At 68.7% G+C, this 24,354-nt stretch carries 22 protein-coding genes and 1 pseudogene; 17 read left to right on the top strand and 6 right to left on the bottom strand.

Annotated elements, in window-relative coordinates:
• Nucleotides 1-159: 159 nt before the first annotated feature.
• From ACZ4Z3_RS25985 to ACZ4Z3_RS25955, 7 genes are all read left to right on the top strand, one after another.
• Nucleotides 160-642, top strand: coding sequence for a DegT/DnrJ/EryC1/StrS family aminotransferase (locus ACZ4Z3_RS25985; protein ID WP_468503260.1), 483 nt, complete (start codon nucleotides 160-162; stop codon nucleotides 640-642).
• Between the two features lie 110 nt (nucleotides 643-752).
• On the top strand, nucleotides 753-1,679 hold the full coding sequence (locus ACZ4Z3_RS25980) for an LCP family protein (RefSeq protein ID WP_468503259.1): 927 nt from the start codon (nucleotides 753-755) through the stop codon (nucleotides 1,677-1,679).
• A gap of 90 nt (nucleotides 1,680-1,769) precedes the next feature.
• Nucleotides 1,770-3,248: an oligosaccharide flippase family protein gene (locus tag ACZ4Z3_RS25975; RefSeq protein WP_468503486.1), complete on the top strand. Its 1,479-nt coding sequence runs from the start codon at nucleotides 1,770-1,772 to the stop codon at nucleotides 3,246-3,248.
• Nucleotides 3,245-4,465: a glycosyltransferase family protein gene (locus ACZ4Z3_RS25970; RefSeq protein ID WP_468503258.1), complete on the top strand. Its 1,221-nt coding sequence runs from the start codon at nucleotides 3,245-3,247 to the stop codon at nucleotides 4,463-4,465. The genes ACZ4Z3_RS25975 and ACZ4Z3_RS25970 overlap by 4 nt, the downstream gene beginning before the upstream one ends.
• 62 nt (nucleotides 4,466-4,527) lie before the next feature.
• Complete coding sequence (locus ACZ4Z3_RS25965) at nucleotides 4,528-5,529, top strand: glycosyltransferase family 2 protein (protein ID WP_468503257.1); 1,002 nt, start codon at nucleotides 4,528-4,530, stop codon at nucleotides 5,527-5,529.
• A 36-nt stretch (nucleotides 5,530-5,565) separates the two neighbouring features.
• A complete protein-coding gene (locus ACZ4Z3_RS25960) occupies nucleotides 5,566-6,561 on the top strand; it encodes an NAD-dependent epimerase/dehydratase family protein (RefSeq protein WP_468503256.1) in 996 nt (331 codons plus the stop codon).
• On the top strand, nucleotides 6,558-7,811 hold the full coding sequence (locus tag ACZ4Z3_RS25955; RefSeq protein WP_468503255.1) for a nucleotide sugar dehydrogenase: 1,254 nt from the start codon (nucleotides 6,558-6,560) through the stop codon (nucleotides 7,809-7,811). The genes ACZ4Z3_RS25960 and ACZ4Z3_RS25955 overlap by 4 nt, the downstream gene beginning before the upstream one ends.
• 90 nt (nucleotides 7,812-7,901) lie before the next feature.
• Here ACZ4Z3_RS25955 and ACZ4Z3_RS25950 read toward each other — a convergent pair.
• Together ACZ4Z3_RS25950 and ACZ4Z3_RS25945 are read right to left on the bottom strand one after the other, a co-directional pair.
• Nucleotides 7,902-8,050 (bottom strand): annotated as a pseudogene (locus ACZ4Z3_RS25950) (IS5/IS1182 family transposase); the annotation flags it as partial.
• 120 nt (nucleotides 8,051-8,170) lie between these two features.
• Complete coding sequence (locus tag ACZ4Z3_RS25945; protein WP_468503254.1) at nucleotides 8,171-8,983, bottom strand: 2OG-Fe(II) oxygenase; 813 nt, start codon at nucleotides 8,981-8,983, stop codon at nucleotides 8,171-8,173.
• Nucleotides 8,984-9,291: 308 nt separating this feature from the next.
• Here ACZ4Z3_RS25945 and ACZ4Z3_RS25940 point away from each other — a divergent pair, with 308 nt between their 5' ends.
• Entirely contained in the window at nucleotides 9,292-10,344 is a 1,053-nt protein-coding gene (locus ACZ4Z3_RS25940; RefSeq protein ID WP_468503253.1) for a hypothetical protein, read from the top strand.
• Here the strand turns inward: ACZ4Z3_RS25940 and ACZ4Z3_RS25935 are convergent.
• Together ACZ4Z3_RS25935 and ACZ4Z3_RS25930 are read right to left on the bottom strand one after the other, a co-directional pair.
• A complete protein-coding gene (locus ACZ4Z3_RS25935) occupies nucleotides 10,316-11,704 on the bottom strand; it encodes an O-antigen ligase family protein (RefSeq protein ID WP_468503252.1) in 1,389 nt (462 codons plus the stop codon). The genes ACZ4Z3_RS25940 and ACZ4Z3_RS25935 overlap by 29 nt on opposite strands.
• Before the next feature lie 18 nt (nucleotides 11,705-11,722).
• On the bottom strand, nucleotides 11,723-13,138 hold the full coding sequence (locus ACZ4Z3_RS25930; protein WP_468503251.1) for a tyrosine-protein kinase domain-containing protein: 1,416 nt from the start codon (nucleotides 13,136-13,138) through the stop codon (nucleotides 11,723-11,725).
• Nucleotides 13,139-13,251: 113 nt separating this feature from the next.
• On the opposite strand from ACZ4Z3_RS25930, the gene ACZ4Z3_RS25925 reads away from it, so the two are divergent.
• From ACZ4Z3_RS25925 to ACZ4Z3_RS25915, 3 genes are read left to right on the top strand one after another with little or no spacing between them, the layout of a single operon-like run.
• Nucleotides 13,252-14,316, top strand: a complete 1,065-nt coding sequence (locus ACZ4Z3_RS25925; protein WP_468503250.1) for a glycosyltransferase — start codon at nucleotides 13,252-13,254, stop codon at nucleotides 14,314-14,316.
• 59 nt (nucleotides 14,317-14,375) lie between these two features.
• Nucleotides 14,376-15,071 (top strand): sugar transferase, encoded by a 696-nt coding sequence (locus ACZ4Z3_RS25920; protein ID WP_468503249.1) that lies wholly within the window; start codon nucleotides 14,376-14,378, stop codon nucleotides 15,069-15,071.
• Nucleotides 15,056-16,003: an NAD-dependent epimerase/dehydratase family protein gene (locus ACZ4Z3_RS25915; protein WP_468503248.1), complete on the top strand. Its 948-nt coding sequence runs from the start codon at nucleotides 15,056-15,058 to the stop codon at nucleotides 16,001-16,003. The genes ACZ4Z3_RS25920 and ACZ4Z3_RS25915 overlap by 16 nt, the downstream gene beginning before the upstream one ends.
• A 13-nt stretch (nucleotides 16,004-16,016) precedes the next feature.
• Here the strand turns inward: ACZ4Z3_RS25915 and ACZ4Z3_RS25910 are convergent, their stop codons facing one another.
• Nucleotides 16,017-16,850 (bottom strand): class I SAM-dependent methyltransferase, encoded by an 834-nt coding sequence (locus tag ACZ4Z3_RS25910; RefSeq protein WP_468503247.1) that lies wholly within the window; start codon nucleotides 16,848-16,850, stop codon nucleotides 16,017-16,019.
• 321 nt (nucleotides 16,851-17,171) lie between these two features.
• Between ACZ4Z3_RS25910 and ACZ4Z3_RS25905 the strand changes: the two genes are divergently transcribed.
• From ACZ4Z3_RS25905 to rfbD, 6 genes are read left to right on the top strand one after another with little or no spacing between them, the layout of a single operon-like run.
• Complete coding sequence (locus ACZ4Z3_RS25905) at nucleotides 17,172-18,491, top strand: glycosyltransferase family 4 protein (RefSeq protein ID WP_468503246.1); 1,320 nt, start codon at nucleotides 17,172-17,174, stop codon at nucleotides 18,489-18,491.
• Between the two features lie 33 nt (nucleotides 18,492-18,524).
• Complete coding sequence (locus tag ACZ4Z3_RS25900) at nucleotides 18,525-19,850, top strand: UDP-glucose dehydrogenase family protein (RefSeq protein WP_468503245.1); 1,326 nt, start codon at nucleotides 18,525-18,527, stop codon at nucleotides 19,848-19,850.
• Nucleotides 19,851-19,865: 15 nt separating this feature from the next.
• Nucleotides 19,866-20,843, top strand: a complete 978-nt coding sequence (locus tag ACZ4Z3_RS25895) for a UDP-glucuronic acid decarboxylase family protein (RefSeq protein ID WP_468503244.1) — start codon at nucleotides 19,866-19,868, stop codon at nucleotides 20,841-20,843.
• The gene (locus ACZ4Z3_RS25890; RefSeq protein WP_468503243.1) at nucleotides 20,840-21,907 is read left to right on the top strand and encodes a glucose-1-phosphate thymidylyltransferase; all 1,068 of its coding nucleotides are present in this window, start codon (nucleotides 20,840-20,842) and stop codon (nucleotides 21,905-21,907) included. The genes ACZ4Z3_RS25895 and ACZ4Z3_RS25890 overlap by 4 nt, the downstream gene beginning before the upstream one ends.
• Nucleotides 21,904-22,899 carry a dTDP-glucose 4,6-dehydratase gene (gene rfbB, locus ACZ4Z3_RS25885; protein WP_468503242.1) on the top strand — a complete coding sequence of 332 codons (996 nt, stop codon included), beginning with the start codon at nucleotides 21,904-21,906 and terminating at the stop codon, nucleotides 22,897-22,899. Before ACZ4Z3_RS25890 ends, rfbB begins: the two co-directional genes overlap by 4 nt.
• Nucleotides 22,896-23,801 (top strand): dTDP-4-dehydrorhamnose reductase, encoded by a 906-nt coding sequence (gene rfbD / locus ACZ4Z3_RS25880; protein WP_468503241.1) that lies wholly within the window; start codon nucleotides 22,896-22,898, stop codon nucleotides 23,799-23,801. The genes rfbB and rfbD overlap by 4 nt, the downstream gene beginning before the upstream one ends.
• Here the strand turns inward: rfbD and rfbC are convergent.
• Entirely contained in the window at nucleotides 23,729-24,352 is a 624-nt protein-coding gene (gene rfbC, locus ACZ4Z3_RS25875; protein WP_468503240.1) for a dTDP-4-dehydrorhamnose 3,5-epimerase, read from the bottom strand. The two genes, rfbD and rfbC, sit on opposite strands and share 73 nt — an antisense overlap.
• Nucleotides 24,353-24,354: the final 2 nt, after the last annotated feature.

Below are 24,354 nucleotides of genomic sequence, written 5' to 3'. Positions count from 1 at the left end.
GTGCCGCTGTCGGGACCGTTCCCACGCGCGTATACGACGGCGTCCGCGCGGAGGCGTCATTCCCCGGAGAGAGACAGAAGTGGGGAGCAGGAAATGACAGTCCACCGGCTCCGGACTCGACCCGACCAAGCCGATCGCGTCCAGTCGGCCCTGAACGGTGTGCCACTCGCTGACGCCCTCACCACGGAGCGTCCGGGCGGGCCGGAACTCCCCTTCGCCGTGGCCCGGATCAGCCCGGAGGCCCGGAGGGCGGCGCAGCGGGTGCCGGCCTCGGGATGGGTGATGACCGTACGGGAGACGGCACTCTTCGAGCAGGAGGTCGCGGCTCATGTCGGGACCGCGCACGCCGTCGCGGTGAGTTCCCGTACCGCGGCGCTCGAACCGGCGTTGCGCGCCCTGCGGGTCCCGCCCGGTGGGACGGTCCTGGTCCCGGCTGTGACCTTCTGCGGCGCGGCCCAGGCGGTCCCGCACGCCGGGCTGCGGCCCGTGCTGGTCGACGTCGGTCCGCACACCGCGGTGCCACGGATCTGCGGAGAGCCCGCCAGGATCGCGCCGCGCCGGCCCGCGGGACGGGGCACCCTGCTGGGCCGGACGGCTCGGCGACGTGCCGCATGGGCCGGCCAGTACTCGGAGGGCCGGTGATGTCCGCGGACCGCCGGTGGCCACGCTGGACGCCGAGGCCGGCTCTCGCGACGCAGACCCGGCCACGTCGCCGGTGGCTGCGACGCCTGTTGATATGCCTGGTCGTCGCCGTGCTCGCCGTGGTCGGGCTCGGCGCCGGCAGTGTCTGGTGGGCCACTGACCACTACGGCGACCAGGTCACCCGTATACCCGACGCTTTTCCCGACGGTCCGCGGCCCGCGACCGGCAACGGCACCACTTTCCTGCTGGCCGGTGTCGACACGCGTTCCCGGGAGCCGACCACTGGAGACGGCGCCGAAGCCGACCTATGGAAGTTCGGCGCCCAGCGCAGCGACACCCTGATGCTGGTCCATCTGGCTCCGGGTGAACGCGAGTCGTACACGGTGTCGATACCACGCGACAGCTGGGTGCCCATCCCCGGACACGGAACCGCGAAGATCAACGCCGCGTTCTCCTGGGGAGGTCCCTCACTCCTCGTCCAGACGGTCGAGGACCTCACTGCGGTCAGGGTCGATCACTTCGCCGTCATCGACTGGCACGGCTTCAGGGCCCTCACCGATGCGGTCGGAGGTGTGCCGATCACCGTCCACCAGAATTCCTACGACCCGGAGCAGCGAAAGCACTTCAAGGCGGGCACGCACACCATGAGCGGCGAAGAGGCGCTCTCCTACGTACGGCAGCGCCACGGTCTGCCCGGCGGGGAACTGGACCGGATCAAGAGGCAGCAGGAGTTCCTGCGCAGCCTCGTCGGCCAGATCCGCGACAACGTGAGCATCACCGACCCGCTCAAGGTCGACCGGATGCTCGACGCGATCACCGGCACCGTGAGCGTCGACGACCAGCTGTCCAACAGCAACCTGCGTGACCTCGTGCTCGGTCTGCGCCATCTGGGATCCGCGGGCGCCCACTTCACCACGGCGCCGATCGTCAGGTCGGACATGATCGACCGTCAGTACGTGCTGATCCTCGACCGGGACGGCCTGCGGAGGCTGTGCCACGGGATCGAGACGGGACACCCGCCCGGCACCGGGAAGTGAGGCAGGCAAGTGAGCCACTGCCAACACGGGAACACGGCCGACAGGCGCGGCACCGTGTCCGGCACCCCGGCCCGGAGTCTCTTCTCCGGCATGGGCTTCAGTGCCTTGGCACAGGTGGCACCCTTGCTCACCAACCTGGCGCTCACGCCGTACCTGATCCGTCAGCTGGGGCTCGACCGGTTCGGCGTATGGGCACTGATCCTGGTCTTCCTGGCCACCCTCACCGTGCTGGACGGTGGAGTCGGCGCGTCCCTGGCGCGCTTCTACGCCTACCACGGGGCCCGCGGCGACCGGGACGGCACCGGGCGGCTGGTCGTCGGCTCGCTGCTGGTCTTCCTCGGACTGGGTGCGCTCGTCACCGGGCTCACCGTGCTGATCGGTCCCGCCGTCGTGTCCGCTGTGGACATACCACCGCGACTGGCGCACGAGGCCCGGCAGCTGTTGCTGATCCTCGGCCCCCTCCTCGCCCTGGCCCTGGCCTCCAACTCCGCCATCGCGCTGCTGCAGGCGAACGCCCGCTTCCGTGGCCTGGCGGCCGTCAGCGGGGGATCGTGCCTGACCTACGCCGTCGCAGTGGTGATCGTCGTCGACCGTGGGCAGGACCTGTCGCTGCTCGCGGTGCTGACCACCCTCAGGTACGTGCTGGTGACCGTCGGTGGCTTCTGGGCAGGGGCACGGCACATCCGTATCAGGCGGCCGCTGCTCCCCCGGCCGGACGAGCGACGCGAATTCATCGGATACGCCTCCCGCATGCAACTGTCGGGCTTCACCGTCTTCCTCAACGGAGAGATCGACGCCCTGGTGATCGCCGCGCTGCTGCCCGTGCGGTACGTGGGCATCTACGCCGCCGGCTACCAGGCGGCGACCGCCCTGCGCAGCCTGCCGCTCTACGCGTTCCCCCCGATCCTCACCCGGATGACGCACGTCTTCGCCGCGCACGGACTCGCCGGAGCGGTACGGGAGTTCCATGTCCTGCAGTCCCGCTGGCTGCCGGCGGTTCTCACCTACGGGGCGGTGACGACCGTGGCGGTGGGCCCTGCGGTCGTGGTGTGGCTGGGCCCCGGGCTCGCACTCAGCGGAGCGGTGGCCGCCGTTCTGCTGGCCGGATACGCCGTGCAGGTGGCGTTCACCGGCATGCGTACGTGCTTCGTGCGAGCGGTCGGCCGCCCCGGGCTCGAGACCCGGTACTCCTGGTGCTCGACGGTGGTGAACCTGGCGCTCACGGTGCCACTGGCCATGCTGTTCGGCGTTGTCGGCGTCGTCCTCGCCACCTCGATCGGCATCATGACGGGCTCCCTGTACTTCGTCGTCCTGTGCCGACGGCTGGCGGATCTGAGCGAGCAGCACCTGCCGAAGCGTTGGGTGCCGGCGACCGCGCTTGGGGTGATCACGGCCTGTCTCGGGGAGCTACTGGTGCTGAGGCTGGGGTGGCACGGCGCGCTGCCCCTGCTGCTGGCCGGCCTCCCGGTGCTCGTCGGCCTCGGCGTCGCGTGGCCGCTGGTCGCCCGTGAGCTCACACAAGGCCCCCGTACATCGGCGCGCATGCCCGTGAAGGAGAAGACATCATGATCCGAACGACCTCGGAAAGGCCCGGTGACGGGCGGTCCAGGCGCGTGCTGATCGTCGCTCAGCTCGACGGCTACGCGAACAGCGTCAAGCCCCTCGCCATCGAGCGGTTCCTGCGGGAGCACGGTCACGACGTGCACCTGGTGGACACCCACTGCCTGGCCCGTGCATCCCGCGCCCGCGGCTCCCTCGGACGGATGCTCCCGGGGTCCCCGCGTCCCGGCAAGCTGGCGCTGTACGCGAACGACGTCGCGTCCAAGCTGCTCACCCGGCGGTGGGGTTTCGGGCGACGTCACCTCTCGTACTACGTGCTGCTGACGGATCACCACCTGCGTCGGCGCATCCTCAGAGCCGATCTGGCACTTGACGACTTCGACCTCGTCATCTGTGAAACCCCCTATGACGCTGGAATTCTGACGGCGGATACGTCGGCCGACACTCTCTACGACTGCCCCAACCCGTGGGCCGACGAGGTACTCCACGAGGGCCGGCTCACCGGACGGCAGCACAGGAAGTTCCGCCACTGGGAGAAGGACTTCCTCGACTCGATGGAGTACCTGTCGTTCTCCTGGGAGACCTACGGCCGGTACGCCAAGGCCCGGTACGGGATCAGCGGGGACAACTTCCTCCAACTCAACTGGGGTTGTACGCCCTCGGTCGACCGGGCGCGGTTTGCCGATCCACCGCGAGTGGTCTATCTCGGTTCGCTCAGTGGGCAATTCATCAACCTCCCCCTGCTGGCACGGCTGTGCCGGAGGTACCCGCACATCGACGTCTACGGCGGACCTCCGCCGGATCCGTCCCTCGGGCTCCCCTACCGTGGCTACGCGTCTCCCGAGGTCCTGAGCCAGTACCAGTTCGGCCTGATCACCTGCACACGGGACCCGATCCGCGAAGAGGGCTTCTCCGCCAAGCATCTGCACTACCTGGCGTACGGGCTCCCCGTCCTGGTTCCGGCATGGCGGCGCCACCTCGACCTTCTACGCGGATCGGTGCCCTACACCGAGGAGGACTTCACCACCGTCATCGACACATTGAGCCACGAGGCACGCTGGCGGGCGGTCGGTGACGAAGCGTACGAACAGGCGCGGCAGTTGGACTGGAACCGGACCCTGGAACCGCTCCGGCGTTTGCTGGACGGATCTCTCCAGCGGCCCGAGCCTGGAACCTCGTCGTCGGTGCCGTACGAGTCGTCCGACCCGATCGGAGGTGCGCGATGACAGACGACCGATTTTTTCCTCCGCACCGCGGACCGGCTCGGACGAGCCGACAGTCCGCCGACTTGAGCAAGGCACCCGAGTGGCCTCTGGTCGTCGACGTGGTGATCGTCAACTGGAACACCGGACGCCACCTCCGCGACTGTCTGTGCTCCATCGCCCGAGCCGACCAGTCTGTGCTCCGCGTCGGCGACGTGGTCGTCGTCGACAACGCGTCGAGCGACGGCTCCGACCGCGGCCTGCATGTCCCCGGGCTCCCGCTCCAGGTGGTGCGGAACACGCACAACCGTGGCTTCGCCGCAGCCTGCAACCAGGGCGCCGCACTCTGCGGCGCCGACCTCCTGCTCTTCCTGAACCCGGACACCGAGCTGTATCCCGACACCTTGCGGGTCACCGGTGAGTTTCTGCGGACCCCGGGCGCTGCGAGGTTCGGGATCTTCGGGGCACGCATGGTGGACGAGCACGGACGCCCGCGGATCTCCTGCTCGCGTTTCCCCAGCCCGCGCGTCTACGTAGGCGGGATGACGGGGCTCGACCGCCTGATGCCTGCTCTCTTCCCGCCACATCACCTGCGACCGGAAGAGATGCCCCACTCGGGCCCCGTCGACCAGGTCATCGGTGCGTTCTTCCTGGTACGCCGCTCCCTGTTCACGGAGCTGGAAGGCTTCGACGAGCGCTACTTCCTGTATCTGGAAGAGGTCGACTTCGCCTTGCGGGCAAGGCGGCTGAACCGGCCCTCGTTCTACATCCGCGAAGCGCGGGTCCACCATGCCGAGCAGGTGAGTTCCGTCCAACTCGGGCCGTGGCGACACTACCTGCTGCTGTGCAGCCGTACCCGATACATGTTCCGGCATTGGACGAAGCCCTGGGCGTGGCTGCTGACCGGACTGAGCCTGACCGTGGAACCGTTCGCACGGCTGGTGGGGGCGGTGCTACGAGGGCAACCTGCCGAACCACGGGCCACGCTCGCCGTCTACTGGGAGTTCCTGCGCTGGCTGTGCAGTGGCCGTCGGCAGAGCCCGTCCCTGCCCGGAACCGTGCCCGCAGGACAGGGCGCAGAGCTGTGACACGCGTCCGTGGCGCACCGGAAGGAGGCGGTTGACATGAGGACGCTCGTCACCGGCGGTGCGGGGTTCATCGGCTCGCACCTGGTCGACCACTTGCTCGCCGTCGGCCATGACGTGGTGGTACTCGACGACTTCAGCACGGGCTCGGCGGCGAATCTCGTCCAGGCGGCCGACGCCGTGACCATGGTGCGGGGCTCGATCCTCGACGAGGCCGCGGTGGACCAGGCGACGAAAGGCTGCGACACCGTCTTCCACCTGGCCGCCGCGGTCGGCGTGCACACCATCGTGGACCGGCCGCTGGAGTCACTGCGCATGAATCTGCTGGGCACCGAGACCGTGCTGGAGGCCGCGCGGCGCCAGGGCGCGCGGCTGCTGCTCGCCTCCTCGTCCGAGGTGTACGGCAAGAACGCCAAGGACGGCCTCGAAGAGGATGACGACCGCGTCCTCGGCTCACCGCTCAAGAGCCGCTGGTCGTACGCGGCGGCCAAGGGGCTCGATGAGCTGATGGCGTACTGCTACTGGCGTGAGCACGGCTTGCGGGCCGTCATGGTGCGGCCGTTCAACGTGGTCGGTCCCCGGCAGACCGGTCGCTACGGCATGGTCGTACCGACCCTCGTCGGGCAGGCGCTGGCCGGCCGGCCGCTCACCGTCCACGGCGACGGCACCCAGCGGCGGTGCTTCTGTGCGGTCGGCGACATCGTCCCCGCACTCGTGGCGCTGGTGATGGACGACCGTGCGTACGGCCGCGTGTTCAACCTGGGCGGCACGGAGGAGGTGTCCGTCCGAGAACTCGCCGACCGTGTCCTGCGCGTCACCGGGTCGGACAGCCCGGTCCTCCACATCCCGTACGAGCGTGCGTACGGGCCCGGCTTCGAGGACATGGCGCGCCGCATGCCCGACACGACCAGGGCACGCGAACTGATCGGGTTCCGGCCGCGTACGAGCCTCGACGAAATGATCGAGGCCGTGGCCGCCGACAGACGCGGAGGCGTCCGCGACACCGTGGGCGCCGTGCGCAAGGAGTCGAGATGACAGACCTCGCAGTGATGGGGCTCGGGTACGTCGGACTGCCGCTGGCCCGGGAGTCGGCCGCGGTCGGACTGTGCGTGGCCGGATACGACGTGAACGAGCATGTGGTGGCGGGGCTCAACGCGGGCCGGTCGCACGTGGACGACGTGCCCGATGCCGATGTGCGGGCCATGCTTGCGGCCGGTTTCACAGCCACCGACGAACCTTCCGTGCTGGGCACCGCGCACGTGGTGGTGATCTGCGTGCCGACGCCGCTCCATGCCGACGGCAGTCCGGACCTCGCGCCGGTTCGAAGAGCTACCGAAGCCCTTGCCCCGTACCTCGGCCGCGGCATGCTCGTGGTGCTGGAATCGACGACATACCCGGGTACGACCGACGAGGTGGTGCGCCCGATCCTGGAGCGGGCCACCGGGTTGACAGCCGGCACCGACTTCCACTTGGCCTTCTCCCCTGAGCGCATCGACCCGGGCAACAAGGGCTTCGGGCTGCGCAACACACCCAAGGTCGTGGGTGGTCTCACACCCGGCTGCGCCCAGGCCGCCGCCGCGTTCTACGGCAAGGTCTGCGACAGCGTGGTGGTGGCCAAGGGCACCCGTGAGGCGGAGATGGCGAAGCTGCTCGAGAACACCTACCGGAACGTCAACATCGCGTTGGTGAACGAACTCGCCATGGTCGCCCACGATCTGGATGTCGACCTGCGGGACGCGATCGCCTGCGCGGCCACGAAACCGTTCGGCTTCCAGTCCTTCCACCCCGGGCCTGGTGTCGGTGGGCACTGCATCCCTGTCGACCCGAACTACCTGATCCACCAGGCCCGCACGGCCGGCACTGCCGTGCGACTGGTCGAACTGGCACAGGAGATCAACCGGGGCATGCCCGCGTACGTGGTGCGGCGTGCCGCCGACCTACTGGGCGGCGCGGGCAAGCAGTTGCGGGACGCCGACGTTCTGCTCGCCGGAGTGACGTACAAGGCGGACGTCTCCGACCTGCGGGAGACCCCGGCGTGTCCGATCGCGCGAGGCCTGCGGGCCGAGTCGGCACATCTCACCTACCATGACCCGTTCGTGGATCGGTTCACTGTGGACGGTGAGCCCGTGGACCGTGCGGTGGACGTCGTGCGGGCCGCAGCGGCGGCCGACCTCACCATCCTGCTCCAGGCTCACACGGAGTACGACCTGGACGCCATCGTGGCCGCCGCACCGCTCATTCTGGACGCACCGGGCTGTACCCGCGTGGGTGCCGAATCACTGTAGGCATGGTCAGAGGCAAGCAGTTCCGCAATGCCTTCAGTCGGGCGACGCCGCGCTCGACCGGTGCCCGAGCTGTGGACAGCGCCCGGTTGGCGGTTTGCCGGCGCAGGTACAGCAGGCCGACCAGGGCACGCTGGTGCGGCGGGAGCTTGCAGCGGCGGTCACCCTCGCGGGTGACGATGAGCATGGTCCCACCCGACCAGGGCGTGGCGCAGGTCGAGTGCGGCAGAATACGGAACCAACGCGGCTCCCGTGCCTGTGGGTTGAGACTTCGAACACCCCCCCAACGGCATGGGAGCCGCCTCGTGCGTTGCGGGCACCGATCCGGTCACCCGTTCAGTGGCCACTCTGAAAGAGCTCAGTCAGTGGGAGTGGACCCGTCGCTGGACGTGCCTCGCCGCGTCCAGCAGGACGGGCGGAGTCACACGCTCCACAGCCCTGCGAGCGCGCCCCTGACGCTCGCCCGGGCGCCTCTGGTAGAGGGTGCTGTGCTCGGAGCTGCGCTCTTCCGCCGGGCGGCCGTTCGTGTAGTAGTAGAGCGCGAGCGAGCGCCGGGTCCGGTCGGGCGGACAGGCCAGCGGATCCGGATGGCCGTGGTACGCGAAGTCCGTGGTGGCGAAGACGACAAAGCGGTTGAACACGGGAAGGACTTCCTCCACCGGATGTGTCATCTTCCGGTCCCACAGCTCAAGGGCACCCCCGTAGGACTCCTGCCAGTCCTTGTTCAGGTAGACGATGGCGTTCAGTCTGCGGTCAAGTCGCAGCTTTTCGTGCCGGTTGAAGTCCGCGTGCACCTTCAGGAACCCGCCTCGCTCGATCTGATGCAGGCCTCCACCCTCGAAGTATGGATCCGGCACGAGGCCGTCGATCCCCGTCAGCTGTTCGAGGAAGCGAAGAAACACGGACGAGTTGAACTGTGCGAGCAGGTGCCGGGTGAACTCTCCGAAGAATTGGTCCCCTTCGCTCGCCAGCTTCTTCGAGGTGGTCTTGTCGAACTTCTTCCAGGGGACCGCTTCGGGCGTGGGGAACTCCGCCACGACCTTGTCAAGGACCCACTCGGGCAGGAAATCGTCAAAGACGACGTGGGGAAAAGGCTCTGCTGCGCGGAAGCGGTCGCGGTGCCGGTCGGCCAGCTCCGACAGGGACTCATTCGAGAAGTAGTACGGCTCGAACATCGCTCACCCTCACCCTCATCCTCGGCTTCAGGCTCTGCCGTTGTTGCGAATCTACGTGTCCCGCTGTGGGCCCGCCACTGGGATCAAACCGACCCGGTGTCCGCGTCAGTGAAGCCGCGGCGAAAGATCAAGTTGGGGACATCCGTGATATGTCAAGTCTGGCGATTCGGTGGATCCGAGGTACAGTGCGCCACTCGAGCGGCACCGAACGCTGCGGCTTTCACCGATACGGAGTTCCTGGTTTGTTCCGAGCGCAGAAATCACACACGGAGATATTCTCTGGTCCCAGTCCTGTCTCCCGAAGGGCGATGCTGGCGCTGGTGTCGATCCCTCTTCTGGCCGCAGGGCGACGCCCCTTCAGTAGCGGCGGCAGTGTTCTCGTAGCGGACTACGCGACGCCTCAGTTGGCGGCCGACGCCGCCACCGGCAAGCGCCTCGTCTTCCCAGTGGGGCGGACGTACACGGTCACGTCGCTGTCGATTCCGTCCAACTGCTACGTCGAGGGGAACGGTTCAACGCTGCGGTTCCCGGACAACTCCACCATGTCGACCACTCAAAGCGACGCAATCCTCACGGTAGGTGGATCGGGTGTCGTGATCGACAATCTCAAGTTCGACGGGCGTGCGTCGAACCAGGGGGCCCTCTGGTCTCAATTCCGCCACTGTGTGAAGATCCACGGAAACTTCAGCAACGTGGTGGTCAAGAATTGCGGGTTCACCAATATGATCGGTGACGGCGTCTACGTGAACATCGGGAGTTCCGCCAGGAACTGTGTGGTCGGGCCGAATAATACGTTCACGTCCGACCACTTCAACCGGAATGGTGTTTCCATCATCACCGGTACGCAGATCGAGGTGCACAGCAACGACTTCATCAACTGTTCGCGTTCCGGAATGCCCGGGCCGATCGACATCGAGCCCAACTCGTCCAGTGAAACCCTGTCCGACGTATTCGTTCATCACAACACCATCGTCGGCGGAGCCACGGCCGGTACGGGTACATTGCCAGGTATCGTGTACAGCGGTTTCCAGAACGCGCCAGCCAACAACATCAACATCCATGACAACAACATCAGTGGAACCAGGTTCACGCACGGCGTCGTGATTCTTGGCGTCAGCGGCGGTCCGTTCAACGCCGTGAGGAACCTGAACGTCTACCGGAACAACATCCACGACATGGGAAGCACGAACCGGTTCGGAGCCTGCATCAGCCACTACATCGGCGCGAATGTGTACGACAACACGTTCAACGGAATGCAGTGGGGGGTGTACAACTACAAGGGTGCTCTGGGTACTTCGACAGGCAACACGTTCATCGGAGTGGCGACGGCCATCACGAATGACGATCCGCACTATGCGTAGCGACCGGGAGCCGGCGGGCCCCGTGCCCCTCGGACACCTCCGCCGTTCCGCCCCTGCTCCGTGCGTCGACCGGCAAGAGCGTGGCCGCGACGAGTGCGAAGGTCAGCGAATTGCTGATGCTGAAGGACCAGGGACGTTCCAGGACCGAGGTGAGAAGAACCGGTAGCAGGACGCAGGCCGCGACGGGAAATCCTCTGGCACCGCCTCGGAACAGAATACGGGCCAGCAGCGCGGCAAAGACGAGCAAGCCGATGATTCCGCCCGCGTACGCGACATCGATCCATTGATTGTGCAGCGATGGCGAGACAGCTGCGGGGATCTCGCCCTGGTGGTACTTGGCGGACCAGGCCTTTCCTCCGAACCCGAGAAACGGTGAGCGGGCCCACTCCTCCCTCGCCAGGTCCCAGATGGCGGCACGCAGCCGGAATCGGTCCGCGTTCGCATGGCGGAAAGGCACGGCAAGACCGAGAGCGACCGCCGTGGCGAGGGCGGACCCGGCCAGGAGATTGCGTCCGGGTGTCGTACCGCCGGTCCCACCGGCATCCTCGTCCGGGAGCCTGGGGCGGACAAGTGTCAGCAGGACCACCGTGGCGATCGCCGAGGCGCCGGCCAGCGCGCTGCTGGTGGCAACCGCCATGAAAGCGAGGTACCACGCGAGAACGATACGCACACGTCCGCGCAGGCTCAGCCAGACGCAGGGTATGCACACGATCAACAGCAGACTGAAGATGTTCTCGTTCGTGAAGACGCCCGCGTACAGGACCCCGAGGAAACCGCACGCGTTGTCGCTGCGGCAGGGTCGCACGACGGTGGCCGGCTCCATGAGTGCCTCGACCCCGCCCAGCACGCTGTACAGCATCGCGACGGCCGCACCGCCGAGCAACGCGGAGCGTCCTGGGCGCGCGACCGAGGCCGCGAGCAGGGCCGCGAGCAAGGTGAGCTGCCTGGGCGTCCAGAGTTGGTGTCCGTGCAGACCGTCGGATGCGGCGAGCACCAGGACCAGGACGACGGCGACGAGAGGTGTGGCATTGACGCGGGCACGTGCGATCAGCCGGCGGACGACGAAGACCACGCATCCGAGGAAGATCACACCGTTGGACACCGTGCCCAGCCGGTTCACCCACTCCGGGAACCCGATCACGACATCGCCCAGGGCGTCCAGGCGCTCCCGTCGGCCGGCGACGATCACGTACGCGGTGGCGGGCAGATTGGCCAGCGCTCCGAGCAGGAAGACCAGTGTCGCGGTGAGGTCCCAGTCACCGAAGGTGCCGGCTCTGCGGAAGGCCACCGTCCAGGGAACCAGGGACAGCAGAGCCAGGATCCCGATGATCAGCACCGTGGTGGACTGCGCCTGTGTCATGCGGAGCCTCCCCTGCGCCTACCGGCGGTGTCCGGCGGGGTCGCGGATTTCGGCGGGTACCGGCGGTGGCCGGTGCTCCGGTGCCGAAGCACCGCCGCGCTGCGCTGCCACGCCGCGAGGGTGCCTGCCGGTGACCTTCTCGGCCGGTGTGCCGGTGAGAACGGCACCCAGGACGTGGCCACAGACGGCGGCCAGGCTGTCGAGCGCACGACGGACCAGGTCGTAGCGGGTCTCGCCGATACGGATGACGAAGAGCACGCCCTCCGTCTCCGAGGCGAGGATCGATGCGTCGGCGAAGGGCAGCAGTGGCGGGCTGTCCACCACCACGAGATCCGCGTCCGCCTCAAGGGTGCGCAGCAGCTGGGTCATGTACCGGGAGGAGAGCAGCGAGCCCGGGTCCGGCGGCGGAGCGCCGCTTGCCAGCACCCGTATCGGCCCGGCCTCGCAGCTTTGAAGGGCGTCGTCGAGCCTGACCTCACCGGTGACGACGTCGGTCAGGCCCACTGTCTTGCGAAGGCCGAGCGCGTCGGTTAGGCGTGGCCGGCGAAGGTCCCCCTCGACGAGAACGACGCGCCGACCGGTTCGCGCGACGTTCGTCGCCAGATCGATGGCGGTCTCGGTCCTGCCCTCACCGTGGAGACTGCTGGTGACGAGCAGCGAACTCGGCATGCATCCCTTGCTCGAGAAGCGCAGACGGGTCCGAAGCTGGCTCACCGCCTCGTCGCGCGGCGTGGTACCGGCTGGAGTTCCCGAGTACGCCCGACGCCGGTGGGGCTTCGGGAGGGCACCCACCGTCGTGAGGCCCAGACGACGGACGTCGCCCGCCGAGCGGACAGTGGTCTCGAGCGAGTGACGCAACACGGCGCCCGACATACCGACGACGACACCGGCGAGCAGGCCGATCGCCAGATTCAGTGCGGGCCGGGGACTCGTCGGCGCCGACGGCGGCTCGGGGGTACCGACAACGCTGGCCTTGACCAGCGGTGGCGCGTCGGACGAGGACTGCTCGATGCTGCCGATGTACCTCGTGAACTCGGTGGCGGTCTCGTCGGCGATCGCCTGCGCTCGCGCAGCGGACCGGTCCTGCACCCGAATGTCGACCAGGGTCGTGTCGAGCGGCGCCTGCGCGCTGATCTTCTTCGCCAGTTGCTCGGGTGTGGTGTTCAGATCCAGCCGGGAGATGACGTGATTGAGGACCGCCTGGCTGTTGGCGATCTTCGTATAGGACTTGACCCGCTGCTGCGTGAACAGCCCGCCCGCGTACGCGTCGGCGCTGTCCTTGTCGCTGGTGGCGACGAACAGCTGCGCCTTCGCCGTGTAGGTGCGCGGCGTCAGGACCGTCACGGCGACGGCCGCCGCCAGTCCCAGAAGTACGCACACCACGACGAACCGCCACCGCTGGCGCAGTACATCGATGTATTCGCGGAGGTCCATGGGAGCTCCTCTGCGTGTCCGCGCTGGGCAACTTGACCCTGCGTGGAGATAGAGGTATATCCTGTTTACAACGTAAATATACGATATCAGCGTATAGCGTGGGAGTGAAGCCCATGGACCGTCGCCCGGATCACTGCGCTGTCACTCCCTATGGCCGGAGGGCCGGCAGCTCACGGGTCCGCGTCTTCCAGTGGCTGGACCGCGTCGAGACGGACTTCACCGTCAGCAGCTATGCCTCATTCGCCGATGCCGCTCCGTCTCGTCTGGCCCGGCATCCCGTGTCCGTAGCGCGGGCGGAACTACGGCTGCGGCGCCTGTCCTCCACGCGACCACGACGGCTGCTGCTGCACCGTGAGGCGTCTCCGCTCAGTCGCGGCTGGTGGGAACGGCGACTGCTCACGTGCGCGGAATTCGCCGTGTACGACTTCGACGACGCTCTGCAGTGGGACCGGGGCGCCGGGGGCCTGGCCCGCAGGCTGGCGCCGAAGGCAGAGAAAATACGGACTGCCGTACGTCACGCGGACCGGATCATCGCGGGCAACGACATACTCGCGGACTGGGCCGCACAAGGCCATGGCGATGTCGTGGTGATCCCCAGCTGTGTGGCGCCGGAGGACTACACGCCGAAGACCTCGTACGCCCTGCACGACCCGCCGCGGCTCGGCTGGATCGGCTCGCCCCACAACGAGGCGTATCTACTGCCGGTGGCGGGAGCCCTGGAGGAGATCCACCGCCGCTGTGGCGCCCGCCTGACGCTGGTCGGTGCGACGAAGCGCTCCCTGGGCCCCCTGGAAGCCTTCATCGACCGTGTCGCCTGGAGCCCCGACAGCCAGCGAACCGCACTGGCCGACATCGACATCGGCCTGATGCCACTCCCCTCGACCGACTACAGCCTGGGCAAGTGCGGCTACAAGCTGCTCCAGTACGGCGCCACGGGTCTGCCCGCGGTGGCCACTCCGATCGGGGTGAACGCCGACATCCTGCGTCAGTTCCGGATGCCAGCCGCCCGTGGCGTCGGTGAGTGGGTCGAAGCGGTCCTCGGGCTGCTGGACGACTCGGACGCCACCCGGCAGCGGCTGGGACGCGGTGCCCGGGCCGTTGTCGGCCGGCGGTACTCCTACGAGGCCTGGCTGCCCCGTTGGTTGGCAGCCCTGGAACTCGGAGAGGTGACGACATGACCGGGGCCGCTCGCGATTCTCTCCCGGCAGACCCCCTCCACCGGCAGGTTCTGCCGCCCATGACCCCGGTACGGCTCGGGGTGCCGCGCCGGGCCCTGGACATCGCCGTCGCCCTGACGCTGCTCCTTCTGCTCTCGCCGCTGCTGCTGTTCCTGGCCGCGCTGGTGCGCACCACGAGTGGCCGGCCGACGATCTTCCGGCAGCGACGCATGGGAGAAGGCGGACGCGAGTTCACCCTCTACAAATTCCGCACGATGCGGCCGGACGCCACCGGTCCCAGACTCACCAGCGGCGCCGATCCGCGCGTGACCGGCACGGGGCGGCTGCTCAGACGCTTCGCCCTGGACGAACTGCCGCAACTGTTCAACGTCCTGCGTGGCGACATGACCCTGGTCGGCCCGCGCCCGGAGCCCGCCGAACTGGCGCACCGCTTTCCGCCCGAGTACCGGTGGATGTTCCGCCACCGCCCCGGGCTCACCGGCCCCTGCCAACTTCATTCGCGCTCGCACGCGGCGATGCTCGACGGCATGCCGGATCCGGAGGAGTACTACCTGTTGGTCATGGTGCCGCGTCGTGCCGCCATGAACGCGGAGCTTCTGGCGCACCTCACCCTGACCACCGTCGTGCGCTATATCGCCCGAACGCTGTGGTATCTCCTGTCCGCGGTCTGGGAGCGTGCTCCCGGTCCCGCCGACCGCCGGGGCGAGGGTACACGGCACATCGAGGAGGGCCGATCGTTATGCGTGCCGTCGTGACCGGGGCAGCCGGATTCATCGGCTCCCATCTGTGCGAACACCTGCTGTCCTGCGGCGACGACGTGACGGGCGTCGACGCGATGACGGACTACTACGACCCCGCGCGCAAGCGGGAGAACCTTGACCCGCTCCTGGGCCGCAACCGGTTCACCTTCCGTCGGGTGGATCTGATGACGTCCGCCCTGGAGCCGGTCCTCGCCGGCGCCGACGCCTGCTACCACCTCGCGGGCCAGCCCGGCGTACGCGGCTCCTGGGGCCCGGAGTTCGCTGTCTACGTGGAACGCAACGTCCTGGTCACCCAGCGCGTGCTGGAGGCCGCCCGTGCCACCGGGCTGCGTCGGCTGGTCTTCGCCTCCAGTTCGTCGGTCTACGGGGACGCCGAGACATACCCGACCGGCGAGGATCTGCGCCCCAGCCCCGTGTCCCCGTACGGCGTGACCAAGCTGGCCGCGGAGCATCTGTGCGAGACCTACCGCACCGCTTTCGGTGTTCCCACCGTCTCCCTGCGGCTGTTCAGCGTCTACGGCCCCCGGCAGCGACCCGACATGGCCTTCTCCCGGTTGGTCACGGCAGCCCTCACCCAGCGGCCGTTCCCTCTGTACGGAGACGGTGAGCAGAGCCGCGACTTCACCTATGTCGCAGACGTGGTGACCGCCATGCGCCGCGCGGCGCTCTCCTCGTGGAGCGGCGTGGCCAATGTCGGCGGCGGTGCCGAGGTGACGATGAATCAGGTCATCTCTCTTCTCCGGCTGTTGGGGGTCTCCGTCCGTGTGGTCCGAATGCCTCGTCCGCCGGGCGACGCCCGCCGTACCGCGGCCGACATCACGCTCGCGCGCCGAGCCTTCGGCTACCTGCCCGCGACGGACGTACGGTCCGGACTCGCGGCGATGGTGGAGGCAGCGCGCACGGGCCGACCGGTGCCGGCCGTATGATCCCTGGGCGGCTTCAGCCGTCCGTCTGCGCCCCGCGGTAGTACGCCACGATCTCCGTGGCCGACATCTCGCCGTCCCGCTTGCGCCCCAGGAAGTAGTAGGCGGTGGCGTCGTCGGCGGCGTAGTTCGCGGGGACGAGGCGGTCGAGGGCGCGCAGCCAGCACAACAGTGCCCGCACGACGCGGCCCGCGAGGGCGGAACGTGTCAGCCCGCGGGCCAAGTGGTCGGCGCTCCACAGAAGTTGGGTGCCGGGGCCCGCGACGGCGCCGGCACCGAGTTCCTCGAACCTCCGGAAGAGATGGCGGTGGCCACTCGCGGTGAAGCGCGTGAAGTCATAGGCACCGGCGTGCACCTGTTGCAGGAAGGGCGTCTCCGAGTAGACGAGTCCGCCGTCCTTCAGGACGCGGTGGATCTCGGCGACGACCAGCGCCGGGTCGAGTACGTGCTCCAGCACGGCCTGTACCAGCACCGCGTCGACGCTGCCTGACGGCAGCGGAATCTGGTGGGCGTCCGCGACGAACTGGGTCACGGGGCTGGGGGCGATGTCGAAACCGATCACCTGCACACGTGGATCGCGGTAGACCGCGTCCACACCGTTGCCGACCGTGGCTCCGCCGACCACGAGCAGCCTCGGGGCGGGGTCGTGGAGGCCCCGCAGCAGCAGATCCACGTTCCGGGCCGCGACGCGATTGCGCGGCTTCCAGACGCGGGCCAGCGCGGCGGGCAGCCGACCGGCGCGCGCGGCGGGCATCGGGGCCGTGAGGTCGCCGACATGTGCACCGGTCCGGAGTGCCTCGCGGTTCAGAACGCTGCGCTCGAAGTCGACGAGGACCGGCCACCTCCCCATCACGGGGAAGTCCGCCGACGCGTGGTACGGGCAACCCGGCGACGTGCAGTGGAACGCGTCGCGCGCACCGGCTAGCGGAGACCGGCATCGCGGACACACCAGCAGACGCCTGACGCGTTCCGGATCGATCAGGGCCATGTGCGCTCCTCCGAAGGGTGGAGGCCCTCCTCGGGCCAGTATCGGCGGCCCGACCCGGAGCGGCATCTGGGGTGATCGATATGTTCCGAGCGCTCGAATCGCCCCGGCTTGACCTGTCTCAGAGCGAGAGGGAGCATGTACGTATACAGCGTAAATATACGTTATGAAAGTGGTGATGGGGTGATGTCGAACCGCGCTGCCACACCCGCGATCGGCCGGCCGGGCACCGCCCCCGGATGGCCCGCACCGCCCCCACGTGTGGCCCGAGGGGACCGCTGCCCGCTCGCGCCCGTTCTGCCGCGGATCAAGGTGCTCCATGTGATCACCCGCCTCCAGGGAGGCGCCGGCGGCAACACCCTGCTGTCGGCCATGGGCATGGACCCCGGCCGGTATGAGGTGTGGATCGCGGGCGGGCCGGGCGGTGAGCTGTGGGACCGGGCGCGGACAGCGGGAGTACGCACGGTCGAGATACGGCAGTTCCGCCACGTCCTGACCCCTGTGGACGTTCTCGTGCTGTGGCGGCTGATACGCCTGGTCCGCCGCGAGCGCTTCACCATCGTGCACACGCACTCCGCGAAGGGCGGGTTCCTCGGGCGCCTGGCGGCGTGGCTGTGCCGCACACCAGTGGTGGTGCACAGCTTCCACGGCCTCAGCTTCCACGACCGCATGCCCCGGACCCGACGAAGGATGTACCGCTTCCTGGAACGGGCGACGAGACACTGCGCCCACCGCTTCATCGCTGTCGCGCCGCGCGTGGCGCGACAGGTCGTGGAGGAGCGTCTGGCTCCCCCCGGCAGCGTTCTGGTCGTGCCGTCGGCGGTGGAGCTGGGGCGCGTCCCCGACCGGTTCGATCCGGCCGCACGGCGCGCACTCGGCGCGCCGCCCGGGGTGACGCTCATCGGAACCGTCGGACGGATCGACGCTCAGAAGGCCCCCCTGGACTTCATCCGGATGGCTGCCGCCGTCCACGAGAAGTTCCCGGACACCGCGTTCACCATGATCGGTGACGGCCCCCTGGAAGGGGAGGCGCGACGACTCGCCGCGACGCTGGGCGTCGACGTGAGGTTCACAGGACACCGTCCGGACGCCGTCGAGCTGGTGGCCGGTCTGGACGCCTTCGTGATCACGTCCCTGTACGAGGGGCTCGGCCGCGCGCTCACCGAGGCACTCGCTGCCGGTCGCCCGGTGGTCGCGACGGCCGTCAACGGGGTCCCGGACGTGGTGGAGCACGGCGCCACGGGTCTGCTCGCGGAACCGGACGACCCGGACGGCCTCGCCCTGGCGGTCTGCTGGCTCCTCGAACACCCCGAGGAGGCCGCCGCGATGGGACGGCAGGGACGAGAGCGCGTGCGCTCTGTCTTCGCACCCGAGATCATGTGCGCTTCCCTCGACGCCTGCTACAGCGACCTGCTGGGGCTGCCGAACACAGGGTCGGCCCCGACCGTCATCCCCAGCCATCGCCGTACGACCCCCGCCGACCCGGTGCGGGCGTACACGGTGTGACATCAGCGTCATCCCACGGCCTCGGAGACCGACATGCGCCTGACAGTCATAGGCACCGGATACGTCGGAGCGGTCCACGCCGCCTGCATGGCGGACATCGGGCACGACGTCCTCGGCGTCGACATCGACGCGGAGCGGATCGCCGCGCTCACCAGCGGCAGACCACCCTTCTACGAACCCGGCCTGTCCGAGATGCTCATGAAGGCGGTGGACACGGGCAGGCTACGCTTCACCACCTCACTGACCGAGGCCGCCTGGTTCGGTGACACGCACTTCATCTGCGTCGGTACTCCGCAGAGCCCCGCATCGGGAGCCGCCGATCTGCGCCACGTCGAGGCCGCCGTCGACGGTCTGGCGCCCTATCTGAGAGACGATGGGTACGAGCGGGTCCTGGTGGTCGGCAAGTCCACGGTGCCGGTCGGTACGGCGGACCGGCTGACCGAGCGGCTGCACGCGGCCGCTCCGCACGCCGAGCTCGCCTGGAACCCGGAATTCCTCCGCGAGGGCTGCGCGGTCCGGGACACCCTGCGGCCGGAACGCATCGTGGTGGGCGCCCGTTCGGAGCAGGCCGAGGCACGGCTGAGGGATCTCTACGCACCTCTGCTGGACGCCGGCACCCCGTTCATCGGCACCGACCCGGCCACCGCCGAACTGGTCAAGCTGGCATCGAACTCCTTCCTCGCCACCAAGATCTCCTTCATCAACGCCATGGCCGAGATCTGCGACGCCACGGGTGCCGACGTACTCACCCTCGCCGAGGCGATGGGCCGGGACTCGCGCATCGGCCCCCGTTTCCTGGCTCCCGGTCTCGGCTTCGGCGGCAGCTGTCTGCCCAAGGACATCCGGGCCTTCACCGCCCGTGCGGAGGAGCTTGGCCTGGGCGACTCGGTGGCCTTCCTTCGTCAGGTCGACGAGATCAACACACGGCAGCGCCTGCGCACCGTCGACCTCGCTCAGCGGCTCGTCGGCGGGTCCTTTCGGGACCGGAGCGTCGCGGTGCTGGGGGCTGCCTTCAAACCTCACAGCGATGATGTACGGGACTCGCCGGCTCTCGTCGTTGCGGACGAGATCCGGCGCCGTGGCGCCCGGGTCCGCGTCCACGACCCCGAGGCGGTCGACAACGCGCGGGCGGCCCACCCCGCGCTCCAGTTCGCCCTGGACGTGGCCAAGGCGTGCGAGCAGGCCGACCTCGTCCTGCACCTCACCGAATGGCCGCAGTACCGGGAACTCGACCCCGCCGCCCTCGCCACGGTGGTGCGCACCCCGGCCATGGTCGACGCGCGCAACACCCTCGACCCGGCGGCCTGGCGGTCGGCGGGATGGACGCTGCGCGCGCTGGGCCGCCCGCGGCTCGACTGACCGGGAGGAGGAGCCATGCGCGTCGTCGTATCCGGTGGAAGCGGCTTCCTGGGATCGCATCTGTGCGAAGCACTGCTGCACAGAGGCGACAGCGTGCGCTGCCTGGACAACTTCTCCTCGGGCCGGTCGGCCAACATCGCTCATCTCCTGCGGGAGCCCGGCTTCGACTGCACGGCCTGCGATGTCACGGTCCCCTTCAGGTCCTCCGGGGACGTGGACGCCGTCGTACATCTCGCGAGTCCCGCGTCGCCGTTCGACTACGGCCGTCTTCCGCTGGAGACGCTGGCCACCGGCAGCCGGGGTACCGAGAACCTGCTGCGGCTGGCCGTCCGGCACAGCGCGCGTTTCGTCCTGGCGTCCACCAGCGAGGTCTACGGCGACCCCCAGGTGCACCCCCAGGGCGAGGAGTACTGGGGGAACGTCAATCCCATCGGACCCCGCAGCGTCTACGACGAGGCCAAGCGCTTCGCCGAGGCCCTCTCCATGGCGTACCGGCGCAGCCAGGGCGCCGATGTCGGGATCGTCCGGATCTTCAACACCTACGGTCCCCGTATGCGTGCGCAGGACGGCCGGGTGGTCTCCAGCTTCATCAGACAGGCCCTGGAGGAGGAACCCCTGACCGTGTTCGGCGACGGCAGCCAGACCCGGAGTTTCTGCTACGTCGACGACATGGTCCGCGGCCTGCTGGCCATGATCGACGCGGATCTGCCGGGCCCGTTCAACCTCGGCAATCCGACGGAGAGGACGGTGCGGGAGCTCGCCGAACTGGTGCTGTCGATCACCGGATCGGACAGCGGACTGAGCTTCCTGCCGCTGCCCGCCGACGACCCGGTCCGCCGACGACCCGTCATCACCCGTGCCCGCCAAGGGCTCGGCTGGCACCCGCGGGTGCCCCTGGAAGAAGGGCTGCGCCACACCGTCGACTGGTTCCTGTCACAGCCGGACACGCTCGTACGACCCCGGGAGCGATCCCGAGTAGGGCGGCCATCATGAAAGCACTCGTACTGTGCGGGGGAGCGGGCACCCGGCTCCGCCCGATCACCCACACCTCGGCGAAGCAACTGGTACCGGTGGCCAACAAACCGGTGCTGTTCTACGGCCTGGAGGCCATCGCCGCCGCCGGTGTCACGGAGACAGGCATCGTGGTCGGGGACACCGAGCGGGAGATCCGCGAGGCGGTCGGCGACGGTTCCCGGTTCGGCCTGGACGTGACCTACCTGCCGCAGGACGCCCCCCTCGGACTCGCCCACGCCGTCCTGATCTCCCGGGACTTCCTGGCCGACGACGACTTCGTGATGTACCTCGGCGACAACTTCATCGTCGGAGGGATCTCCGGCGTGGTCGAGGACTTCCGCCGTGAGCGGCCCGACGCGGCAATCCTGCTGACCCGTGTGCCCGAACCCACCGCCTTCGGGATCGCCGAACTCGACGCGGCGGGCCGCGTGGTGGGACTCGAAGAAAAACCGCAGCGGCCCAAGAGCGATCTGGCACTGGTCGGCGTCTATCTCTTCTCTCCCGCCGTGCACGAGGCCGTACGGGCCATCGGGCCGTCCCGGCGCGGCGAGCTGGAGATCACGGACGCCCTTCAGTGGCTGATCGAGAAGGGCCGTGACGTCCGTTCCACGACGATCTCCGGGTACTGGAAGGACACGGGAAACGTCACCGACATGCTGGAGGTGAACCGCTCCGTCCTGGAAACGGTCGAACCGGGGATCGACGGCAGTGTGGACGGGGCGAGTGAGATCATCGGCCGCGTCAGGATCGAGGACGGCGCCAAGGTGTTCGGCAGCCGTGTCGTCGGCCCGGCCGTCATCGGTGCCGGCACCGTGATCGCCGACTCCTACGTCGGACCGTTCACCTCGATCGCCGAGGACTGCCGCATCGAGGAGAGCGAGATCGAGTACTCGATCGTGCTGCGGCGGGCGTCCATCGTCGGCATGCGGAGGATCGAGGTCTCGCTGATCGGCCACAACGTCGAGGTGACCCCCGCCCCCCGCACACCCTCCGTGCACCGGCTGGTGCTCGGCGACCACAGCAAAGTGCAGATCCCGTCATGACCACGACCCGCATCCTGGTCACCGGTGGAGCCGGGTTCATCGGCTCCCACTACGTCCGCACGCTGCTCGGCCCGGACGGCCCGCCCGACGTGGCGGTCACCGTGCTCGACAAACTCACCTACGCAGGCAACCCCGCGAACCTGGACGAGGTCCGTGACGCGGACGGCTTCGCTTTCGTGCAAGGAGACATCTGCGATCCGGAACTCGTCGGCAAGCTGGTCTCCGAGCACGACCAGGTGGTGCACTTCGCCGCCGAGTCGCATGTCGACCGGTCCATCCTCGACGCCGACGCGTTCATCCGCACGAACGTGCTCGGTACGCAGACCCTGCTGGACGCGGCCCTGCGCCACGGCCTCGGCACCTTCGTCCACATCTCCTCCGACGAGGTGTACGGCTCGATCGGCCGGGGCTCCTGGCCGGAGACCGACCCGCTGCGGCCCAACTCGCCCTACGCCGCCTCCAAGGCCTCGTCCGACCTCCTCGCGCTGGCCCACCACCGCACCCACGGCCTCGACATACGCGTCACCCGGTGCTCGAACAACTACGGCCACCACCAGTTCCCCGAGAAGGTCATCCCCCTCTTCATCACACATCTGCTGGACGGCATACCTGTACCGCTCTACGGCGACGGCCTGAACGTCCGAGACTGGATCCACATCGACGACCATGTGCGGGCTGTCGAGCTCGTCCGTACCGGCGGACGCCCCGGCGAGGTCTACAACATCGGCGGCGGCAACGAACTGTCCAACCGGGAACTGACCGGCCTGCTCCTGCGCGAGTGCGGCGCCGACTGGAAAATGGTCACGTTCGTCGAGGACCGCAAGGGCCACGATCGCCGCTACTCGGTCGACTTCGCGAAGATTCGCGGGGAACTCGGCTACGCACCGCGAAAGGAACTGGCCACGGGGCTCGCGGAGACCGTCGACTGGTACCGCACGCACCGCTCCTGGTGGGAGCCGCTGCGCCGGCGGGCCGAAAGGGAGGCGTCATGACCTGCGAGTGGTTTGTCACCGGAGCGGACGGCATGCTGGGCCGGGAACTCGTCTCCCGTCTGAAGGCCCGCAAGGCGGACACCGTCGCCCTCGGCCACCACCGGCTGGACATCACCGACGGCGACGCCGTACGCGCGGCCCTGGACCAGTACCGTCCCGCGGTCGTGGCGAACTGCGCCGCGTGGACGGACGTGGACGCGGCGGAGTCCCACGAGGCGGAGGCGCTCGACGTGAACGGTCACGGCCCGGCCCATCTCGCCGCGGCCTGCCGCGTCCACGGCACGGTGCTGCTCCATGTCTCCACCGACTATGTGTTCTCCGGTGACAGCGACAGGCCGTACTGGGAGACGGACCCCCCAGCCCCGCGCACCGCGTACGGGCGGACCAAGCTCGTCGGGGAACAGGCCGTCCTGACGGCTCTTCCCGAGACCGGCCACGTGGTCCGTACGGCTTGGCTGTACGGGGCGGGAGGCGGAAACTTCGTCCAGTCCGTGATCAGGCTGGAAGCGGCCCAGGACGCCCTCTACGTCGTCGACGACCAGCTTGGGCAGCCCACATGGACCGGGGACGTCGCCGACCGGTTGATCCTGCTGGGGAACTGCGCGCGGGCGGATACCGCGCCGCCCGGCGTGTACCACGCGACCAACAGCGGTCAGGCGACCTGGAACCGCCTCGCGCGTGAGGTGTTCCGGCTGCTGGGCGCGGACCCGGCAAGGGTGCACCCCATCTCCAGCGCCACCCTGCCGCGTCCCGCTCCTCGCCCCGCGTACAGCGTTCTCGGTCACAGCCGCTGGTCCGATGCCGGGGTGCCGACGCTGCGTCACTGGTGCTATGCCCTGGTGGAGGCGTTCCCCGAGCTACGGGACGCCGAACGCAGGCGGTGGGCACGGCACGCCGCGTAGGCGGGCAGCAGCCCACCGCGCTCGGCCTCGATGAGCGTGGGCGCGGCGGCGTCCTTGTCGGACAGCAGTGGGGGCCGGTCGACGGGCCACTCGATGCCGAGCGACGCGTCCAGCGGATGGATGCCGTGCTCGCGTCGCGGAGCGTATCCCTCGGAGCAGAGGTAGACGACGGTGCTCTCGGCGATGAGCGCCATGAAAGCGTGCCCGAGGCCCTCGGAGAGGAAGACACAGCGGTGAGTGCTGTCGTCGAGCCGTACCGCGTCCCACTGTCCGAAGGTGGGCGAGCCGGTGCGGATGTCGGCCACGACATCCAGGACGGCACCGCGGACGCACGTCACGTACTTGGCTTGCCCAGGTGGCACGTCGGCGTAGTGGACGCCGCGTACGACACCGCGCCGCGACACCGAGCAGTTGGCCTGGGCGAGCCGGAGATCCGCACCGACGGCCTCGTGGAAGGCATCGCCGTCGAACCACTCGGCAAAGGAGCCCCGGTGGTCGGCGAAGACCCGGGTCTCGTGAACCCATGCTCCATCGATGCTCAACGGCCTCATGC

The organism is Streptomyces sp. NPDC030296, from assembly GCF_055572815.1.
The sequence above is the reverse complement of the archived record's forward strand: the minus strand, read 5'-3'. Positions and strand labels throughout refer to the sequence as shown.

What these genes read in the sequence shown, in the direction of transcription:
- ACZ4Z3_RS25975 (WP_468503486.1), top strand. Translation starts at nt 1,770, where the DNA reads ATGGGCTTCAGTGCCTTGGCACAGGTGGCACCCTTGCTCACCAACCTG.
- ACZ4Z3_RS25970 (WP_468503258.1), top strand. Translation starts at nt 3,245, where the DNA reads ATGATCCGAACGACCTCGGAAAGGCCCGGTGACGGGCGGTCCAGGCGC.
- ACZ4Z3_RS25960 (WP_468503256.1), top strand. Translation starts at nt 5,566, where the DNA reads ATGAGGACGCTCGTCACCGGCGGTGCGGGGTTCATCGGCTCGCACCTG.
- ACZ4Z3_RS25955 (WP_468503255.1), top strand. Translation starts at nt 6,558, where the DNA reads ATGACAGACCTCGCAGTGATGGGGCTCGGGTACGTCGGACTGCCGCTG.
- ACZ4Z3_RS25945 (WP_468503254.1), bottom strand. Translation starts at nt 8,983, where the DNA reads ATGTTCGAGCCGTACTACTTCTCGAATGAGTCCCTGTCGGAGCTGGCC.
- ACZ4Z3_RS25940 (WP_468503253.1), top strand. Translation starts at nt 9,292, where the DNA reads ATGCTGGCGCTGGTGTCGATCCCTCTTCTGGCCGCAGGGCGACGCCCC.
- ACZ4Z3_RS25935 (WP_468503252.1), bottom strand. Translation starts at nt 11,704, where the DNA reads ATGACACAGGCGCAGTCCACCACGGTGCTGATCATCGGGATCCTGGCT.
- ACZ4Z3_RS25930 (WP_468503251.1), bottom strand. Translation starts at nt 13,138, where the DNA reads ATGGACCTCCGCGAATACATCGATGTACTGCGCCAGCGGTGGCGGTTC.
- ACZ4Z3_RS25925 (WP_468503250.1), top strand. Translation starts at nt 13,252, where the DNA reads ATGGACCGTCGCCCGGATCACTGCGCTGTCACTCCCTATGGCCGGAGG.
- ACZ4Z3_RS25920 (WP_468503249.1), top strand. Translation starts at nt 14,376, where the DNA reads ATGACCCCGGTACGGCTCGGGGTGCCGCGCCGGGCCCTGGACATCGCC.
- ACZ4Z3_RS25915 (WP_468503248.1), top strand. Translation starts at nt 15,056, where the DNA reads ATGCGTGCCGTCGTGACCGGGGCAGCCGGATTCATCGGCTCCCATCTG.
- ACZ4Z3_RS25910 (WP_468503247.1), bottom strand. Translation starts at nt 16,850, where the DNA reads ATGGGGAGGTGGCCGGTCCTCGTCGACTTCGAGCGCAGCGTTCTGAAC.
- ACZ4Z3_RS25905 (WP_468503246.1), top strand. Translation starts at nt 17,172, where the DNA reads ATGTCGAACCGCGCTGCCACACCCGCGATCGGCCGGCCGGGCACCGCC.
- ACZ4Z3_RS25900 (WP_468503245.1), top strand. Translation starts at nt 18,525, where the DNA reads ATGCGCCTGACAGTCATAGGCACCGGATACGTCGGAGCGGTCCACGCC.
- ACZ4Z3_RS25895 (WP_468503244.1), top strand. Translation starts at nt 19,866, where the DNA reads ATGCGCGTCGTCGTATCCGGTGGAAGCGGCTTCCTGGGATCGCATCTG.
- ACZ4Z3_RS25890 (WP_468503243.1), top strand. Translation starts at nt 20,840, where the DNA reads ATGAAAGCACTCGTACTGTGCGGGGGAGCGGGCACCCGGCTCCGCCCG.
- rfbB (WP_468503242.1), top strand. Translation starts at nt 21,904, where the DNA reads ATGACCACGACCCGCATCCTGGTCACCGGTGGAGCCGGGTTCATCGGC.
- rfbD (WP_468503241.1), top strand. Translation starts at nt 22,896, where the DNA reads ATGACCTGCGAGTGGTTTGTCACCGGAGCGGACGGCATGCTGGGCCGG.
- rfbC (WP_468503240.1), bottom strand. Translation starts at nt 24,352, where the DNA reads ATGAGGCCGTTGAGCATCGATGGAGCATGGGTTCACGAGACCCGGGTC.